13 protein-coding genes are annotated in these 17,746 nt (G+C 56.9%); 3 read left to right on the forward strand and 10 right to left on the reverse strand.

Annotation, left to right across the window (positions count from 1 at the left end; translation table 11 throughout):
* Nucleotides 1-91 precede the first annotated feature (91 nt).
* Nucleotides 92-1,051 (reverse strand): DMT family transporter, encoded by a 960-nt coding sequence (locus DMP05_RS05125; RefSeq protein ID WP_123219458.1) that lies wholly within the window; start codon nt 1,049-1,051, stop codon nt 92-94.
* A 270-nt stretch (nt 1,052-1,321) separates the two neighbouring features.
* Here DMP05_RS05125 and DMP05_RS05130 point away from each other — a divergent pair, with 270 nt between their 5' ends.
* Nucleotides 1,322-2,236, forward strand: coding sequence for a LysR family transcriptional regulator (locus DMP05_RS05130; RefSeq protein ID WP_123219459.1), 915 nt, complete (start codon nt 1,322-1,324; stop codon nt 2,234-2,236).
* A gap of 163 nt (nt 2,237-2,399) precedes the next feature.
* Here the strand turns inward: DMP05_RS05130 and DMP05_RS05135 are convergent, their stop codons facing one another.
* Nucleotides 2,400-3,950, reverse strand: coding sequence for an LCP family protein (locus DMP05_RS05135; protein WP_123219460.1), 1,551 nt, complete (start codon nt 3,948-3,950; stop codon nt 2,400-2,402).
* Nucleotides 3,951-4,132: 182 nt separating this feature from the next.
* On the reverse strand, nt 4,133-5,614 hold the full coding sequence (locus DMP05_RS05140; RefSeq protein WP_244595057.1) for an LCP family protein: 1,482 nt from the start codon (nt 5,612-5,614) through the stop codon (nt 4,133-4,135).
* Nucleotides 5,615-5,833: 219 nt separating this feature from the next.
* Between DMP05_RS05140 and DMP05_RS05145 the strand changes: the two genes are divergently transcribed.
* Nucleotides 5,834-7,345, forward strand: coding sequence for a polysaccharide deacetylase family protein (locus DMP05_RS05145; RefSeq protein ID WP_161957473.1), 1,512 nt, complete (start codon nt 5,834-5,836; stop codon nt 7,343-7,345).
* Between the two features lie 82 nt (nt 7,346-7,427).
* Here the strand turns inward: DMP05_RS05145 and DMP05_RS05150 are convergent, their stop codons facing one another.
* On the reverse strand, nt 7,428-9,815 hold the full coding sequence (locus DMP05_RS05150; protein WP_161957474.1) for a sigma 54-interacting transcriptional regulator: 2,388 nt from the start codon (nt 9,813-9,815) through the stop codon (nt 7,428-7,430).
* Nucleotides 9,816-9,889: 74 nt separating this feature from the next.
* The gene (gene rpoN / locus DMP05_RS05155; protein WP_123219463.1) at nt 9,890-11,350 is read right to left on the reverse strand and encodes an RNA polymerase factor sigma-54; all 1,461 of its coding nucleotides are present in this window, start codon (nt 11,348-11,350) and stop codon (nt 9,890-9,892) included.
* A 328-nt stretch (nt 11,351-11,678) separates the two neighbouring features.
* Between rpoN and DMP05_RS05160 the strand changes: the two genes are divergently transcribed.
* Nucleotides 11,679-12,182 (forward strand): GNAT family N-acetyltransferase, encoded by a 504-nt coding sequence (locus DMP05_RS05160; protein WP_161957475.1) that lies wholly within the window; start codon nt 11,679-11,681, stop codon nt 12,180-12,182.
* Between the two features lie 74 nt (nt 12,183-12,256).
* Here the strand turns inward: DMP05_RS05160 and DMP05_RS05165 are convergent, their stop codons facing one another.
* The 5 genes from DMP05_RS05165 to DMP05_RS05185 form a co-directional block, all read right to left on the reverse strand.
* The gene (locus tag DMP05_RS05165; protein ID WP_114614685.1) at nt 12,257-12,547 is read right to left on the reverse strand and encodes a MarR family winged helix-turn-helix transcriptional regulator; all 291 of its coding nucleotides are present in this window, start codon (nt 12,545-12,547) and stop codon (nt 12,257-12,259) included.
* 430 nt (nt 12,548-12,977) lie between these two features.
* Complete coding sequence (locus tag DMP05_RS05170) at nt 12,978-13,775, reverse strand: TIGR03084 family metal-binding protein (RefSeq protein ID WP_114614686.1); 798 nt, start codon at nt 13,773-13,775, stop codon at nt 12,978-12,980.
* A gap of 181 nt (nt 13,776-13,956) precedes the next feature.
* Complete coding sequence (locus tag DMP05_RS05175; RefSeq protein ID WP_123219465.1) at nt 13,957-15,132, reverse strand: acyl-CoA dehydrogenase; 1,176 nt, start codon at nt 15,130-15,132, stop codon at nt 13,957-13,959.
* A gap of 166 nt (nt 15,133-15,298) precedes the next feature.
* Entirely contained in the window at nt 15,299-16,867 is a 1,569-nt protein-coding gene (locus tag DMP05_RS05180) for a class I adenylate-forming enzyme family protein (protein ID WP_161957476.1), read from the reverse strand.
* 105 nt (nt 16,868-16,972) lie between these two features.
* Entirely contained in the window at nt 16,973-17,740 is a 768-nt protein-coding gene (locus DMP05_RS05185) for an enoyl-CoA hydratase/isomerase family protein (RefSeq protein ID WP_123219467.1), read from the reverse strand.
* Nucleotides 17,741-17,746: the final 6 nt, after the last annotated feature.

A 17,746-nucleotide genomic window follows, 5' to 3' on the forward strand; every position in this document is an offset into this window, starting at 1 on the left:
CCCTTTCGAGCGGCTTTCAAGAAACATCCGCTGCCCCAAGGGCGCGCTTTGGGAAGATCGCGGCCTCGGAGAGAGAAGACAGCGCGAATGCTTACAGCGAGTGATTCATGCTCGTACGAGTCTGCGCGACCTCGAAGGCGGGGTCGAATGCGGGAAGCTCTTCGACCTGGTCTTTTTCGGCGCGAGAATCGAGCAGCGTGGCGGCAACGGTGCAGCCCACGATAATCGCGGCACCCAGCACGCCCATCATCGAGAGCACCTCGCCGAGCACGAAGAAGGAAATAATCGCCGTAACAACGGGCTCAGAGCACAGGATGACCGAAACGGTCGCGGCGGGAATGTGCGCGAGGGCCTTATTCTGCAGCCAGAACGCCAAGCACGTGCCGGCGATGGCGAGGAAGGCAACCGCAGCCCACGTGCCCACTGAAACGGTGCCGAAGGCAGGCGCGGGCTCGGTCGCAACCGCGCCGCCCAGCGAGAACAGGAAAGCTCCGCCGGTCTGCACGGCCGACATGGCGGCAGGGCCGATTTCAGAAAGGCCGCGTTCGGAGAGCACGATGCCCAGCGCGAACAAAGCGGAAGAGCCAAGGCCCACGAACTCGCCCATGCCGAACGACAGCGCGCCGCCGTTGCAGCACAGAAGGTACAGGCCCGCGAGCACCGCGATTTGCAGGACCAACGTGCTCAAGCGATACGTGCGGCGCATAAGCGCGAGCGCGATCACCGGCGTGAACAACATCGGCAGAGAAATGAAGAAGCCCGCGTTGGTGGCGCTCGTCATATCGACGGCCAGCGAGCTCGCGACGAACGCGACCGCGTACACCACGCCGACGGGGAGCCACGCGCTCACGCGGGAGCCGCGCAGACCTTTGACGATTTGCTTACCAAACAGAGCCATGAACAAAGCGAAGGCCAGGCCAAAACGAAGGGTTTGGCACCACAGCGGAGAAACCTCGCCATAAGCAACCTTCATAACGACGTTGTCTGCGCCGTAGAAAATCGCCTGCAGCACAACGAATGCCGCAAATACCATGTTCTTACCCTGCGTCACTTTGAGCCGTCCTCTTTCTTCAATAAGCGCAAGAAGCTCCAAGGCCTTATCGAAGAGCCTTGAAACCACTTGCTTGTTTTGGGTGTTTACGGGAGCTTCATCGTCGTTTCGGCGGTCGCCATTGCCTACTTCGACTTCCCGATGATGCGTATACTACGAGGTTGTTGAAATAAAGTAAAACTAGAGTATTTTGTAATAGGTAAAGAGTTTCTTATACCCCGTTGATTTCACACGTAAAGAAGGAAATAGCAGGAGAAACGGCAGGTTTTCATGACGTCGAAGTATGAAGCCTTTGTGTTGGCGGCCGAGACAGGTAGCTTCAAAAGCACCGCCGAACAGCTTGGCTACACCCAGGCGGGCATTAGCTATATGATGAGCTCGCTCGAATCCGAAATGGGCACGGCACTTTTCGCGCGCGATCATTCGGGCGTTCGCCTCACCGAGGACGGCCGCAACCTTTTACCTTGGATTCAAGACGTGTGCACGAGCGAGCGAGCGCTTCAAGCGCGTTTGGGCGAAGTGAGGCATTTGGAAAGCGGCACGGTGCGCGTCGCTGCATTCGCATCGACCGCCATTCGCTGGCTGCCAGGCATCGTAGATGAATTCACAAACGCCCATCCGAAAGTCGAACTCGAATTCGCGTGTTTCGAAGACCAAAGAGCAATCGAAGAAGGCGTGCTGCGCGGAGAATTCGACTGCGGATTCATCGTTTTGCCTCCTCGGGAAAAGTTTTTCGTCATACCCCTGGTCCAAGACCCGATTTATGTCGCGCTGGCTCCGCACCATCCCCTCGCCCAAGAAGACTTTTTCCCTCGCGAGGCGCTTGCAAGCGAACCGTACATCAAAATTCGAAACCCAGACTACAGCGAATACGACGCCGTATTCGATCGGCATGAGGTTGTGCCGCGCACGCGTTTCGTCATGGATAACGACTTCGCCGTTATGGGCATGGTGAACAAAGGCCTCGGCTACAGCCTTTTCCCAAAGCTCATTTTGCGCAAGGCGCCCTTCCAGCTTGCGCGCATCGAGCTGGAGATTCCCACCCACCGCGAACTTGGAATCGCCATGCGGTCATGGGACCGCGCCTCAATGGCCGCGAAAGCCTTCGTTGAAACCGTTCGAACCTGGGTTGCCGCTTGGGACGAGCGCGTTGAATTCGATGAACGCTGGGATAATCTGGGATAGCAGCAAACGCCGCACACGAAAAAGCTTTCGCATACGCAACGCGGCCGAGGCGCAATGCCCCGGCCGCGTTCGTTACTTCGAAATCGTCCCCGCAAGAAGATGCCGCGACTACGCCGGCAACCGAGGCGCCTCACCGCGCGCATGGCGGCTACAAGGAAAGTGCTCAGCCCTTGTAGTCTTTGCCCACGATAACCAAATAGGAGCCCTCATAGGTGTAGCTGCCATCATTTACCGTAGGAGTGCCGCAGCCAAGTAACTTGGCGATGCTCTTCGCAACGCTTTCGTCGGTCCCCTTGTCGTAAATGACGAGCGTTTTGCCGTAGTTATACGAATCGGCATCGAGCGTATTCGTTACGTCGTAGCCTTTGTTCGTAAGCGTGCTTGCAGCTGTGGCGGCAACGCCCGATACGCCGCTTCCGTTTTGCACTTCGACCTGTTCACCGTGGCCATAGTCGGAAAGGCTCGACTCCTCGCCGCTCAAAACGGCTTGAGCCACCGCTTCGCCACCAATACTGCCGTCGGTCACGCCGCCGTTATTCATCGAAGCCGACTCGTCGGGCGTGGGAGAAAGGCCCTGATCGATGCGCTTCATCATGGCCGCCCAAGCTTCGTTATTGCTATATTCGTACCAACCGCCATCTTCATACGATGAAATGGTCGGGTTCATGGTCGAATAGATATCGGTAGACGGGTCCATGCCTCGCATCGAATTGGCGACAGCGGCAATATCGGTCACCGACATGTCAGTGGTAATGTAATCGCACAGCGCCGTAACGGTGCTCGCCATGGTCGCCGGGTCGCTGGCCAACAGCTTCTTCGCAATCGCGCCAAGCACCATGCGCTGGTTCGCCGCGCGATAGTAGTCGCCGCCGCCGTAGCCAGCATCTTCGTAGGCATGGCGGCTGCGGCACAGAATAAGCGCCTGGTCGCCATTGATCGTCTGTTCGCCGGCAGAGAGGCTGCCACCCGCTTCGGGATCGTCGATATCAATGGACACATTCACATCGACTCCGCCAAGCGCATCGACGACCGCTTTGAAGCCATCAAAGTTGATTTCCGCATAATGGGAGATTGGCACGCCCGCAAATTCCGAAACCGTTTTCACCGCAAGCGACGGGCCGCCAAGCGCATAGGCGGCATTGATCTTATTTATGCCGTAGCCGTCGATATCAACCAGCGTATCGCGCTCAATGGAAACGAGCGTCACCTTCTTTTGCTGCGGATCGATGCGCGCGAGCATCATAGAGTCGCTGCGATACGCATCGCCAAATTCACCGCTCGCATCACGGTCTTCTGATTTGTCAGTGCCCATGAGGAGCATATAGAACGGTTCGGAAAGCGACTTGTCGACAAGCGCGCCGCGCGTTTCGTCATCGATGCCAAAGCTCAACTTGCCGTTGAGAATCCCCATATAGGCAAGCACCGCGCCGCCGCCCACGAGCAACACCGCAAACAACGCTCCTATTACGCCACCAATGATTTTTCGGCGCTTCTTCTTTGCGCGAATGCGCGCATATTCAGCTTGAGTTGAATCGCGGGAAAACGATGCGGCGCGCTGGCGCGCACCCGTATCGCCATACGCAGCGCGCGAATAGGAACGGGCAGCAGAAGCCTGGGGGCGCGATGCATCCTCATTGCGGCGAGGGGTATTTGACCGACGAGACGACTCACCCGACGGGAAAGAATCAAAAGAGCTACGGTGCCGAGGGGCCATAGGTTTGCTCCTTGCTATCGAACGTCAAACGCGACGCGCTCAATGCACGCGCAAAACGAATAATTATCCTATCAGGCAAGATATGCATTGCGTCGACAATTCCACAAAAGCCCACAGCACTGAAAACCTCCTGAAAGGTTCACTACAAAAAAGGCGGCCGGAGCCGCCTTGGTTATTTCGGATTAATATGCACCACTCGTCGAGTCCGAGGCGCCATCGTATGCATCCGTTCCACCGCTCGATAGGCCGTCGGCCCCATACGCCGAACCGGCTCCAGAAGTACCGTAGTCATAATCATACGTGGAGGAATTCGACGACCCATAGTCCGACCCGTAGCTGCCGTCATAGCCAGAACCATAGCTGCCGCTTTCGTAACCGGAATTGTAGCCAGAACTATAGCCGGAGCCCGTAGCCGAATCGTAACCGCCATAGCTCGAGCCGCCCGACGAGACACTCGACCCCGAAAGCAAGCCGCCCGTTTCCTGAATACCAGTTACGGTGCCGTCAAGAGTTCCGCCATTGTTGGCATTGCGATTCTCGTCCTCATACGGCGGCAGGCCCGCATCGACACGCTCCATCATTTTGCGCCATGCATTGTTGTCGCTGTATTCGTACCAAATATTGTTCTCATACGATGCATACGTGGGGTTCATCGCCGACCAAATATCGCTATCGACATCAATGCCGCGCATGCTCGTGGCAACGGAAATGATATCGGTCACTTCCATGTCGGTCGTAACATAACTTGCCATGGCAGAAAGCGTATTGGTCATGGTAACGACGTCGGCAGACATGAGCTTCTTCGCAATTGCGCCGAGTACCATGCGCTGGTTCGCCATGCGGTAATAATCGCCCGATCCGTAATCGTCGTAGGCATGGCGGCTGCGGCACAGAATAAGCGCCTGGTCGCCATTGAGCGTTTGCTGGCCCGCTTCAACGCGTCCGCCCGCTTCGTCGTCATCAATGGCCATGGGAACATCGACTTCGATGCCTCCCAAGCCGTCAACCGCCGCTTTAAACCCATCGAAGTCAACCGATACGTAATGGGAAATGGGCACGCCGGCGAACCTCGAAATAGTGCTCACCACGAGCGGCGCTCCGCCATATGAGGCGGCGGCGTTGAGCTTGTTCGGACCATAGCCCTCGATATCCACATAGGTATCGCGCTCGATGGACACCAGGGCCACGGTTTTCTGAGTAGGATCGATTCGGGCGAGAATCATGGAATCGCTGCGGAAGGTGTCACCCGCGAATTCGGCGCTCTGCTCACGTTCTTCGGACTTGTCGACGCCCATAATAAGGCAATAGAATGGCTCGCCCGGCTGCACTGTTTCGTTCGACAGGGAAGCTTTCAGCTCGTCAGACACGTCCTCGTGAAGCTTGTTGCCGATAGAGTTCATGTAGACCACGCCCGCGAATGCCGCGCCTCCCACAAGAAGAGCCAAGGCCAGCACCACGATAAGGGCAATTATGGGACCACGCCTGCGCTTTTTGGGCGGTTGGTAGCAATCGCGCGAATAGGCTTGAGCGCCATAGCCCGCGCTTGTAGGAGCGCCCATAGGCGCATAAGTGATTGCTCCGCGAGAATTGCGGTGCACAGAGACGGGACGCATTCCCTGAGGAACCGCGCCCTGGTTTTGTTGTGTGTGTTTGCGTTTATTCATGGAGCGTATTATCGCCCCTTTCGAGGTCAACAACCAAAAGCACACGCAAGTGTTCGAAACCTTAACACAACCTAACAACAAAACCATATGCCGAAACTGCACCCAACGTCCCAAACTCTTTTGAAAAAAGCGAGTCGTTACCTTTCCAGCCACACAACGCGTTACACTGAAGGTATAGCAAACCCAAACGAAACCGCCCACGCCAACCGAGGAGCGAGAGTGTCGCACGATAACGACTTTCCCGAAAAGCACGGCGCACAGCGCACGCGCACGCACGCTCGCCCTCGCCCGGCCAAAAAGCCGCTTGCCGCGCAAGAGGGGCAGCGCATTCCCGCGCGTCACGCCGATGAGCACGCATACCCGGCCAAAGCGCTCAGCCGCTCGAGCGAACCGCGCACGCCACGCGCTCAGGTTCCCACCGATTCACGCGCGCCGCACGTCCAGGCATCCGCCGAGCAGCACATGCCGACAAGCAGAAAGCCCATCGACTCCCACGCTCGGCGCACCCATGCGCCCGGCGAGCCGCGCCCGCCTCGCAACCAAACACCCGTTGCCCAAACATCAACGTCGAGGCCCCAAAAAACCGTGTTCGCCATTGCTGGCGCGTGCGTTGCGCTCGCACTCGTCCTGTTCGGCGTCGTGCATTGGCAAAGCACTAGACCCATCGACATCATGGTGAACGGTCAAGAACTGCAGCTGCCTCGCACCGCAACCGTTAACGACGCATTCGAGGCAGCGGGCTCGCCCGCAACGGCAGGCAACATGCTCGATATTGACGGCGAACTGCTGCAAGAAGGCAGCGGCACAGCCTATACGGCAACGCTCGATGGACACGAGCTCGACCCCACTACCGCAGCCGACACACCGCTCGATGGCCACACGAGCATCGATTTCACAAACGGAGTCGACGTCGAAGAGCCATCCAACGTAGCCGAAAACCAGCCCATCGCCCATGGCGCCCAAGACGTCGGACATGGGCCGCTGCACATCGTCACCCAGAAAGGACAAGATGGCTCAGGCACAATTAAAACCGGCCAGGTTTCCGGAAAACATCAGGTCATCGAGGTAACGAGCGACCCCGTCGACACCATCATGAAGCGCTGCTACCCCGACACGCAAGGTGAAAAGGTCGTGGCCCTCACTTTTGACGACGGCCCATGGGACGACACCAACGAGCTGCTCGACGTGCTGCGCGACAATGGCGCGAAAGCCACGTTCTTCACCGTTGGCAACCGAATTTCGGGCAACGGAGTCGATACCGTGAAACGAGAGGTCGCCGAGGGCCATCAAGTCGCGACCCACACGTGGGACCACGCGGCGGGCGACGGCCAAAGCGTGAACCTTTCCTATATGAGCGCCGAACAACAGCGCGAAGAAGTCACGAAAGGCCTTCAGGCAATCGAAGACGCCACCGGACAAAAGCCAAGCTTCGTGATGCGCGCGCCCGGAGGCAACTTCCCTACCGAAGTATGGAGCAATGTGGAAGACCTCGTGGTTGCCGACATTGGTTGGGACGTCGACACCACCGATTGGAAGCGGCCGGAGGCGAGCCGCATCGCGGCAGAGCTTATGCGGATTACGCCCGGCGATATCGTGCTCATGCATGATGGCGGCGGAAACCGAGAGAACACCATTGAAGGCCTGCGCATTGCTCTGCCGAAGCTCGTGCAAGACGGCTGGAAGTTCGTCACGATTGACGAACTTATGAAATACCCTACAAAAGACAGCTGAACGAACTTACGCTCAGCATTCATAATCGCCCGCACCCATAAACGCAAAATGGCGGCCTCGAAGTGCGAGGCCGCCATTTGTTTTACTCAATCTCAATCGATGTTTTCACTCTAATGCCGATTTCGGCCATACGCTTGCGAAGCACAGCATACGTCACGCCCAAGAGCTCTGCCGCCAAAAGCAAATCGCCATCAGCCCCTCGAATCGCCTTGACGATACGCATGCGATCAGCTTCTGCCACATTTTCATCTTGCGAAAACGCGCCCGTAGTTCCGGCGGGGAACCCCGCGCTTGAAGCAACGGAAAAAGCGGCATCCTGGTCTTGTCCCGAATGCAATTCCCCCGATTGCCAACCTGCCGAATGCTCGCTCGGCTCATCGGCCGCACGCAACCCAAAACCAGCCATCGCATCGAAGCCGACGCCATAGGGCGACGCCCCAGAAACAACCTCGCCAAAAGGAGTCGACTCCTGGTAGCCATACCCCATTGCCGACGGCCTATCGTACGCTCCTGCCCCAACGCGGTCGAACACCGCCGAAGGCGAATACATGCCCGTCGGCAAGCCTCCACCCACCGGCGCCATGCGGCCAGACTGCCCAGCGACCGCCGCCATTGAGAGCGCGGGGCCTTCGAACGACATGCCCACCGATACGGCGTTCGCGACATGGACGGGCAAATCCTCAAGGGTCACCTTGGCCCCCTCTCCTGCCATAATAAGGCTGCGTTCAACAACGTTGCGCAACTCTCGCACATTGCCGGGCCAAGTGTAATTCGCAAGCGCCTTCATAACGTCTTCAGGCAGGGGAGTGCACGGCAGACGAAGCGAGTCTGACAAATCTCGATTGAAATGATCGACGAGCAAGGCCACATCGCCTTCACGCTCGCGCAAAGGCGGCAGGGATATTTCGACCATGCTCAGGCGATAGTACAAATCGGCGCGGAAACGGCGCTCATTGATAAGGCATCGAATATTCTGATTCGTAGCAGCCAGAAAACGCACGTCAAGCTGATGCGGCTCGGTCGACCCAAGGCGCGTGACGCTTTGTTCCTGAATGACGCGCAGCAAGCCCACCTGCAAATCGAGGGGCATTTCGCCAATCTCGTCCAAAAACAGCGTTCCGCCTTCGGCCGCTTCAATCTTTCCGATCGAACCGCCTTCTTTGGCTCCCGTAAACGCGCCCGCCTCGTAGCCAAACAGCTCGGCCGCGAAGAGGTCACGGGGAATCGCCCCGCAATTGATTGCAACGAACGGCCCCTTGCGGCCGGACATGCGATGCAAGGCGCGCGCCACAACCTCTTTGCCTGCACCCGTCTCACCCAAAAGCAAGACATTGGTCTTAATGGGCGCCACCTTGCGAACGAGTTTATCGACCTTGCCCCATGCAGGCGACTCGCCGATATAGTCGACAACGTCTTTCACCGAAGCGCGGCCAAGCGACTTGCGGCTCCCCTCTGCGCGAGCCCCTCCCCCGTTCGATGCCTGGCCCTTTCCCGACTTTGAAGAAGAGTCAGCCCCAACGGACGGCACATCGAACACGCACACAACGAACGAGAGCCCGTTGCCAACGTCAACCGCCGACCGATGCAAAAGCGCCAACTCGCGTTCTACCTTCTTTCGCCCCTCTTTGAATACCACGGGCAAGGGCTCGCCTTCTTTCACGGGCGACTCGAGTACATATTTCACGCCCGTCTTCTTCGAGAGGTACGCGGAAAGCGATTGGGACCCATAGGAAAACGTCTCATACCGAGGGATATAGGAATGCATGGCTTCATTTGCGATGAGCACATTGCCGCGCCTGTCGAGAACAAGCACCGGCTGATTCATGAGGCGAATAAGCGGCTTGAAGAATTCAGCCGTCGATAGTTTCGCCCGCATGCCACGACCGGCAAGGAAGAGCTCATTGGCCAAATCGACCGCTGTCGCGCACATATCAAGGGCGCATTCGGGAAGCATTCCGAACGGGTTATTGAGGTTCATGGCGCCGAAATACACCCCTCGGTTATCGAGGAAGGGGGCGCTCACGCCAGAATAGGTTTGAGAAATGGCCCTATACTGTTCGAAGCCATCAGCGCGTACGGGCTTCTTCTCGTAAGGAACAATGGTCGCGTTTCCCGTTCCCACGACTTCCTCGAGCACATACGTGCCGAACGTGCGCGGATAATAGCTCAAGGGCGACTGAAAGCCGAACACAAAGCTTTCCTGATCCATAAGCGAGACGTTGCAATTCAGTAATGCCACAAGCATGCGCATAACGGGCATATTCGCCGCCAGCGAGTGGGCATAAGCCCGCTGCTTTTCGGCAAGCAGCTTTTCGTCCATAGAAGGAAAGTCGCTCGACCAAGGATTCACGCCCGCCGCTCGGCAGCGCTTCCATGAACGCGCGATTTCGGGGCGAACAACGCTTTCGTCGATTTCGCCCGTCGCAATGAACCTTCGCCACGCTTCAACTTGACTTTTCTGATCGTACATCGACCCCTTCTTCCCCATTGCCTCTATGCGGGCCCCCCAATTGGCCCATCGTCACGCAACGTCGCGCGCGTCCACTACGAATCGCACGACCACCGACGACGCGATTGCGCTTCGATGCCGAGAGACTCTCGATACTTCGCAACCGTGCGTCGCTTTATCTCAATGCCCTTCTCATTCAGCGCGGCGCATATCTTCGCATCGCTCAATGGATGGCTCTTGTCCTCTGCGGCGATAAGGTCTTTAATCATCTGCTTGATTTCGAACGACGAAACAGCACCCGTTGTCGCCTGCGCCCCAAGACCCATGCCAGAAGAAACCCGCGGCATGGCGCGCGTGAAAAACATTTTCAGCGGGAACGTTCCCCATGGCGTTTGGATATATTTTCCCTGCACAGCTCGACTCACCGTAGATACATGAATGTCAAGAGCATCGGCCGCCTGCTGCATGGTCAGCGGCGAGAGCGCCGAGCCGCCCGTGAGGAAAAACTTGAACTGCCGTTCTACCAGAAACACGCCGAATCGCTGCAGCGTTTGACGACGTTGTTCAAGATTGCGCAAAAAGGAATCAGCTTCCTCGCGCTTCTCGCTCAAATACGCCGCTACCTCACGCGCAAGGCCCTCTTCTTCCATCATCGCCACGTACTCGGCGTTCAACGCCAGGCAATTTTTGGAAGCTCCCACCACCTCAACGGTAAAATCGGAGCCCTTTCGGCGCACGATGATATCGGGGATGACATAGCGCGAATCGGGGCGTTGATAGAACGCCGAGCCTGGACGAGGGTTCATGCCGCGAACCACGCGCTTCATGCGAGCGACCTCATCGACGGACACGCCAAGTTCTCGAGCGATTGCAGGTAGCCTGCCTTGGGCGAGATCGTCGAGGTAGCCTTCTATGAGCTCCGACATAACTTCGGGATGCGGCTCGTCGTCGGGAATCTGAAGCTTCAGACATTCACGAACATCATGCGCGCCAACGCCTCGCGGCTGAAGGCGCTGCAACGCCTCGAGCAGCCTTTCGGCACACGCATATTCGACATCGCACTCAAACGCCACCATGCCGACATCGCCAACGAAGTACCCGTCGTCGGTCACGTTATCGATAAGAGCATTCATGACCCCAAGGTCGCAAGCGCTCAGATGCAAATCGGTCACCTGAAGGTGCAGGAACTCATGCAGCGTTTCGGTCTCTATGCAATCATCCTGGATACGAGAAAAGTCCCACTCGGTTGCGCCCGCGATTCCAAGCGTATGGCGAGGAGCCGACCAACCCGTAACGTCGTACGCCTTCGCTTCGGCACGCTCCTTCGCCTCTTCGAATGCCGACTCGCTCGGAAGGGCATCGTAGCTGAATAAATCGTCTTCGTAATTGATTTCAAGAAGAGGGTTCGACTCGGCCATAGAGGCAATGCGATCGGGAAGCGAGGCAACTGGCAACGCAAGCACTTCAAGGCCCTGCATCGAAACGGGGGCGAGACGCGTTTTCGTCTTCGTGGACGTTCTCGGCGTCAAGCCCGTCGACAAAGTACCAGAAACCACAAACGCCCCCTTCGCTTTGGTTTAGGCCTATCTATTCCGACCCGGTTTCACGCACGCACGTCCGAGGACGCACGGGTCGTTAAGCCGTTTACATTGCACTATGCAATTCCGCATCTGATATTCTATCTATTTCAAATGGCATATAAAGACGAAAAGCATCGAATTTGACTATGAGTTTCTGAAAAGTCGAACAAATATGACATTCTGGCACAAAATATGCTTGACATATAAGCGTTAGTATATGCCAGAAATGCCGTTTAAATCTTTCTGGGGGATGAACATGAACACATCGGGGAACGGCATCGCACAGACGCATGAAACGGACGCGTTGGATTTGAGTACCATGACGAAGCACGAAATGCCTTACGGAATTGACGCCATAGCCGAAATTCGTATGTCGACCCCAGCGGATTATCCCGCCATTATTCGCATGGGCGAGGCGGCCGACATGGGCACGCTCGACGGCTTCGAGGACACGCTTGTCGCGACACATCTCTCTGGCGGCATCGCGGCATTTTGCCGCCTTCGCATCTACGACGGCATCGCACACGTCAATCCAATCGTCGTCGACGAATCGCTGCGCGGCCATGGCGTGGGCGCAGCGCTCATGAAAGCCGCGCGGGAGCGCTACGGCGAACTCCGCTTCGTCGCTCGCGGCTATGCGGTGGGGTTCTACAAGTTCATTGGATGCACCCCCGTCGAATGGGATGAAATTGCCCCCGAAGTCGCATCCGATTGCGATGATTGCGAAAAGCGGGACGAATGCCAGCCGCTCCCGATGAAGTACCCTATCGAAAACGAAGAGCGCGCAATCACCACTTCCCTCGATTAATCAGGACAAACAAAAAAACGCGCGACAAATGCCGCGCGACGTAGCCTCATAGCCTCTTTATCGCATGAAGCGGGTTATTCAATCCCTACCAAGAACGCTTTGCCGGCATCAGTGACGGAAAGCGCATTCGCCAAACGACCGCCATCGTCTCGATAGCGCGCTTCGCTGTTCACGAGGCCCGAGCCGACAAGACGGCGTATGGCCGCATGTACGCGATATTCGCTCACGCCGACAACCTTCGCCATCTCTCGACGAGAAAGCGAAGCAGGCTCGCCATTCTGCTTTTCATAACGCGCGACAAGACGCAGAATCGACACCGTAACCACGGCAACGTCATCCCAGCTCGTACGGCCATGACCTGCCATGGAACCGCCTCCTTCACCAAAGACGCGTCCGCCGTTTCGTCCTCCAAGCAAAACGCAACTTATACATACATACATATTCGCATTGACAAATCATTAACAAGCTTCAGTGCGAATCCCCCCAAAGGGATGAGCCGTATGATAGGAGACCCCTCCCCCCATCGTCAATTAAAAACTGCACAACATTCGCCATCGTTGTGCGAGCGGCGTCTACGCGCCCTCAAACGTAGAAATGCCCCGACAATTGCGGGGCATTTCTACACAAGCTTGGTAAGCGCAAGGCAACCAGCGGCGCTCTGGCTTCACGCCGCTCATAATTCGCATCGCGCATACGATGCAGCCCTAAGGAGATGGCTGCGGCGAGGCCCCCTGTCCGACCGGGGGCCTCGCCGCAGCCAGGTCTCGCAACCTGGCCTTGGAGCGAAGAGAATGATTAGCGCTGATTCTTTGCCTCGGGAGCAGGATCTGCGGGACCAGCATATGTCTGAACGATAGAGGCATACGTGCGAGCTTCGTCGCCCACAACCTCAAGATCGGTGTCCATCCAATTGCGACGGCGAATCGCCACGAGCGCCCAGTCACGAGCGGAGCCCTTAATATAATTCGGGCTCGCAGGATCACCCTTCGCCCATACCTCACCCGAAGGCAAGGTGAGCTCAAGGTACATCGGAACCTCGGGGTCGAAGGTGAGGCCATTCACGTTGTACATGTTCGGACGGCCCTGCCACGAGAGGAACAGCGTGGAGGCAATGCGATCTTTGACAACGGGTTCAATGCCAAGAGCGTCGTAGATATCGACGCTATGAGCCCAAAGCTCCATAAGGCGCGCAGACGCAAGCGAACGATTGGACATGGGGGGAATGCCGGCCGCCCAAGGCACGCGGCTCTTGGGGCCACCCGCAATAAACGCCTCATTCATGATGGTGCGCTGCTCGCGCCACCAGGAAAGAATTTCGGCGCCGGTCATGTCCTGGCACTTCAAAACATGGTAATGCTCGTCCTGGTCGCTGAATGCGTCCGCGACGGCATTCACGCTCTCACCACGGCCATTAAGCAGCTCCGCGGCGCAATAATCGAAAAACGCGATATGGGCAATGACGTCTTTCAGCTTCCACGTCGTGCAATACGACGCCATTTTGTTCCAGTCTTCCTCAGAGAAATCCTGGACAAGCACGTCAACCTGCGCCTGCTCAGCAAGCAAGTCACCCATCGGGTCAAAGAATTCAGCCATGTCGTTCCCCTTTCTTTTGATTCCGTCGCCCATCGCGCGATGAAATCACGTCACTACACGGAAGCCTGAGTGCTTTGGCTTTGGCCACGCGTCAAAGCCTGCATGCTCTTTAGGCACGCTCGATACACCAGACTCCCATTCGTTGGCTTTTCACGCGAGCAATACACGCCCGCGACCCACATTAGTCTTGATAGAGTTTCTGAATAGCGCGGCCTGCAATATGAATCATGATTTCATCGGTGCCGGCGCCAATACGATAGACGCGCTGGTCACGCCACAAGCGAGAAATACGGCAATCCTTGGTGTAGCCGATACCGCCCATGACCTGCAAGGCCGTGTCGCACACCTCGAACGCCGCGCGGCCACAATACAGTTTCGCCACCGCGGAATCGATTTGCACCGGTTCGCCGTTGTCAATCTTCCATGCGGTCTTGTACACCCAGTTGCGCATGTTTTCAATCTTCATGTACATCTCGGTGATGTGCTCCTGGATGAGCTGGTTCTTGCCGATGGGCTTGCCAAACTGCACGCGCTGGGTTGCGTAATGCGTCGCATCCTCAAACGCGCATTCGGCGGCACCGAGGCTCTGGGCACATGCGATAAGGCGCTCGACCTCGAAATTCACCATTGCCTGCATGAAGCCATTGCCCTCAACGCCCACGAGGTCCTTCTCTTCGAGGACGACGTCTTCCATATGAAGCTCGCAGGTATTGCCCATATTCCAGCCGATTTTCTCAAGCGGCTCGATGGAGATACCCGGCGTGAGGTTGCCCTCGTCATCGCGCAGGGGTACCCACCACATGCTGAACTTCGAACGATTCTCGCGCAAAGTGGGATCGTCGGCCGCATTGCGTGCGACGCAAAGCATGTACTTCGAGTTCACGGCGTTGGTCATGAACGATTTATTGCCATTGAGGTACACCTTACCATCGCGACGCTCGTACGTAGAAGCGAGCGAGCTCGAGTCGGAGCCGGCACCAGGCTCGGTGAAACCAAGCACGAAGCCCGGTCGACCAGCCATAACCTCAGCGAAACACTGCTCCTGCTGCTCAGGGGAACCGTATTCCGTCATGTCTTTGAGCGCGCACAGGTTGCCGTACACATAGATGGGCGCACCATTTTTGCAGATGCGCTCAGAAACCAGCATAAGCGTCATCACGTCAACGGGCGTACCACCGAACTTCTCGTCGACGCCGAGCATCTGAAAGCCGTTTTCAAGCAGCGCGTCAGTAAATTCCGTCGGCCACTCATGCTTCTCGTCGCACTCTTTGAAATACTGCTCAGTGCCATAGCGCTCCATCAGCTCGTCGACGCTCTCGAGCAACAACTCTTGTTCTTCGGTAAGGGCGAAATCCATGGTTTTCCTTTCCTCTGTTTCCCGCATCCTTGCTTAACGTTCACAACATCGCATGACTGCGCTGCGATTCTGATAAGCAATTAGCAAGAAGCGTGCCAAAATGAAGAGACGCTGCCCAAAAGGACAGCGTCTCTTAAAAATATAATTCAACATTCGGAAAGGGCCGTTACTTCTCGACGTGAGCGTCAAAATAGGCAACGACGTTTTTCATTCGAATCTTTCCCGCATCATCGCGGCCCAAGTTGTCAACGAACAGTACATAGCGCGGCTTTTTGTAGCTTGCGATATAGGCCTTGCAGGCCTCCTGCACGTCTTGCGCCGTGAGGGTTTTACCCTTCACCGGTTGCACCACGGCAGCGACAGCCTCGCCCATCACCGGATCGCTCGTGCCAAAGACCACGCAATCGGCCACATCGGGATTTCTCAAAATGGCGGTTTGCACTTCATTGATGAACACGTTTTCGCCGCCCGATTTGATCATGTCCTTTTTGCGGGCGCACAGGTAGTAGTAGCCGTTTTCGTCAACGCGCATGACGTCGCCCGTATGCAGCCATCCATCGGGCGTAATGGTGTTTGCGGTAATTTCAGGCTGCCCATAATAGCCACTCATCACCGCGGGGGATTTGACAAGGGCCTCACCAGGCTCGCCAGGCGCCACATCGTCTCCTTCATCGTCGACGATGCGTATTTCCATCTCATCCATCGGCTTGCCAAGTGCATCGAGCAGCGGGGAATCCTCTTCCAGCATCTCGCGCGTCAAACGCATCGTAATGCCGGAGCCGCTTTCGCTCTGCCCCCAGCCGTAATTGATTTCAGCATTGGGGAATGCGCCGTATATCGCCCGCACGATTTCGGGCGTCATGGCGCCCGCCGCGCTTTGCACAATGCGAACGGTCGACAAATCGTGCGACGACACGCCACCATCGCGGACGAGGCGAACGTAGGTCGTCGGCGGCAGCAGAATCATATGCGTCACCCCATGCTCATCGATTTGGTCGAGCACGGCGTGCGCATCGAACTTCCCGCAAATGACGATCGTTGCGCCAGCCGAAAGGGCACACATGAACCAGCTATGGCCACCATGGTGCTCAAGCGGGCATTGAATAAGGACGACAGGGTGGTCCATTTCAAGCATGGCGTTCGAGCGCAGAATAACCCGAATTTCCGCCAAATCCTGCCCATGAGTACGGCATGCGCCTTTCGGAAGGCCGGTTGAGCCGCCCGTAAACTGCACGCGCGAAAGAGCGCCCTCGTCACGGAAAAGCTCAAGGTCAGGCTCAGCGGGCGCGGAAAGGTCGAACAAGCGCGGTGCGAACGGCGTCGATGCGCCAACGGCAAGAAGGTCGAGCTCGGGATTGAAATCGCGACGGCTCTCGACGACTTTCTCTTCGAATTTCTTCGCGAATACAAGGAGCTTCGCATCGACCGCATTCGTGAGATATGCGATTTCGCGAGGAATAAGTCGATAGTTCAAAGGAACGGCAACCGCTCCGATGCGCTGAATCGCCAAATAGACGGCGATAAGCTCGACGCTGTTCTCCATGAGATAGGCTACCTTGTCGCCTGTTTCCACGCCTCGATTGCGAAACGCACGGGCGATTTTGCAAGCCAAGGTATCCAGCTGCTCATACGTTTGGGTAATCTCGCCGCATACGCAGGCAACACGCTGCGGGCGCTTTTCAACATTCTCAAGAAATGGCTCGATAATGTTGCCATATGTTGTTGCCCCAGACACCTTGGCCCCCTCATTTCGGCCCATGCAAATTCATCAAGCACCCTTCAATACCAAGGGCGCAATGGGCGGCCGCCGATGCCGGCAAAGCCGCCCGTCCCAAAAGCCCTAGCGGGCGAACTTCTCCATAGTTTTGGCGTAGGCTTTCGTCGTGGTGCAGAACGGGGAACTCGTCTGCTCCAGCGCGAGCGAAGCCTGGAGATTGGTATCGCTCAAAGAGTTCAGCATCCCCTTCGCCACCTGGATAGACGCATCGGGCATTTCCGCCAATCGACGCGCGAGTTCCATCGTTGTTTCCTCGAGGGATTCCGACGGAACCACGCGGTTCGCAATGCCGAGCTCGCCCAGTCGCACGCCAGAAATGCGATCGCCCAGGAAGAGGATTTCTTTGGCGCGCTGCATGCCAACCAATTCGGGCAAGAATTTCACCACGCCCATCTCGGGAGCAATGCCGATTTGGCAAAACGCCGGAATCACAGTGGCCGTCTCGCTCACGCATACCAAATCGCTCGCGAGCATGAGCGCGAAACCGCCGCCCACGGCATAGCCGTCGACCATGGCCACAATCGGCTTGGCAATAGTGCGCATGGCGGTGACGGTGCGGCAATACTTGCGATACGTTTTACGCGCGTGCTCGGGGGTGTTTTCCTCGGGGGAGCTTTGGCTCAAATCGCCGCCGCTCGTAAAGCAGTTGCCCGAACCGCGAAGGACGATCGCGCGAACTTCTGGGTCCTCGTCGGCAGTATGGAAGCATTCCGTCAGTAAATCCATCATGGTGGCGTTAATGGCATTTTTCTTTTTGGGCTGGTTCAGATACACAACCGCAACGCCGTCTTCGCCTTTTTCCATGTAGACCATATCGGTGTTTTCGCTCATAGCAGG

It is taken from the genome of Slackia isoflavoniconvertens, from assembly GCF_003725955.1.
In the GTDB taxonomy this organism is placed as follows: Bacteria; Actinomycetota; Coriobacteriia; order Coriobacteriales; family Eggerthellaceae; genus Slackia; species Slackia isoflavoniconvertens.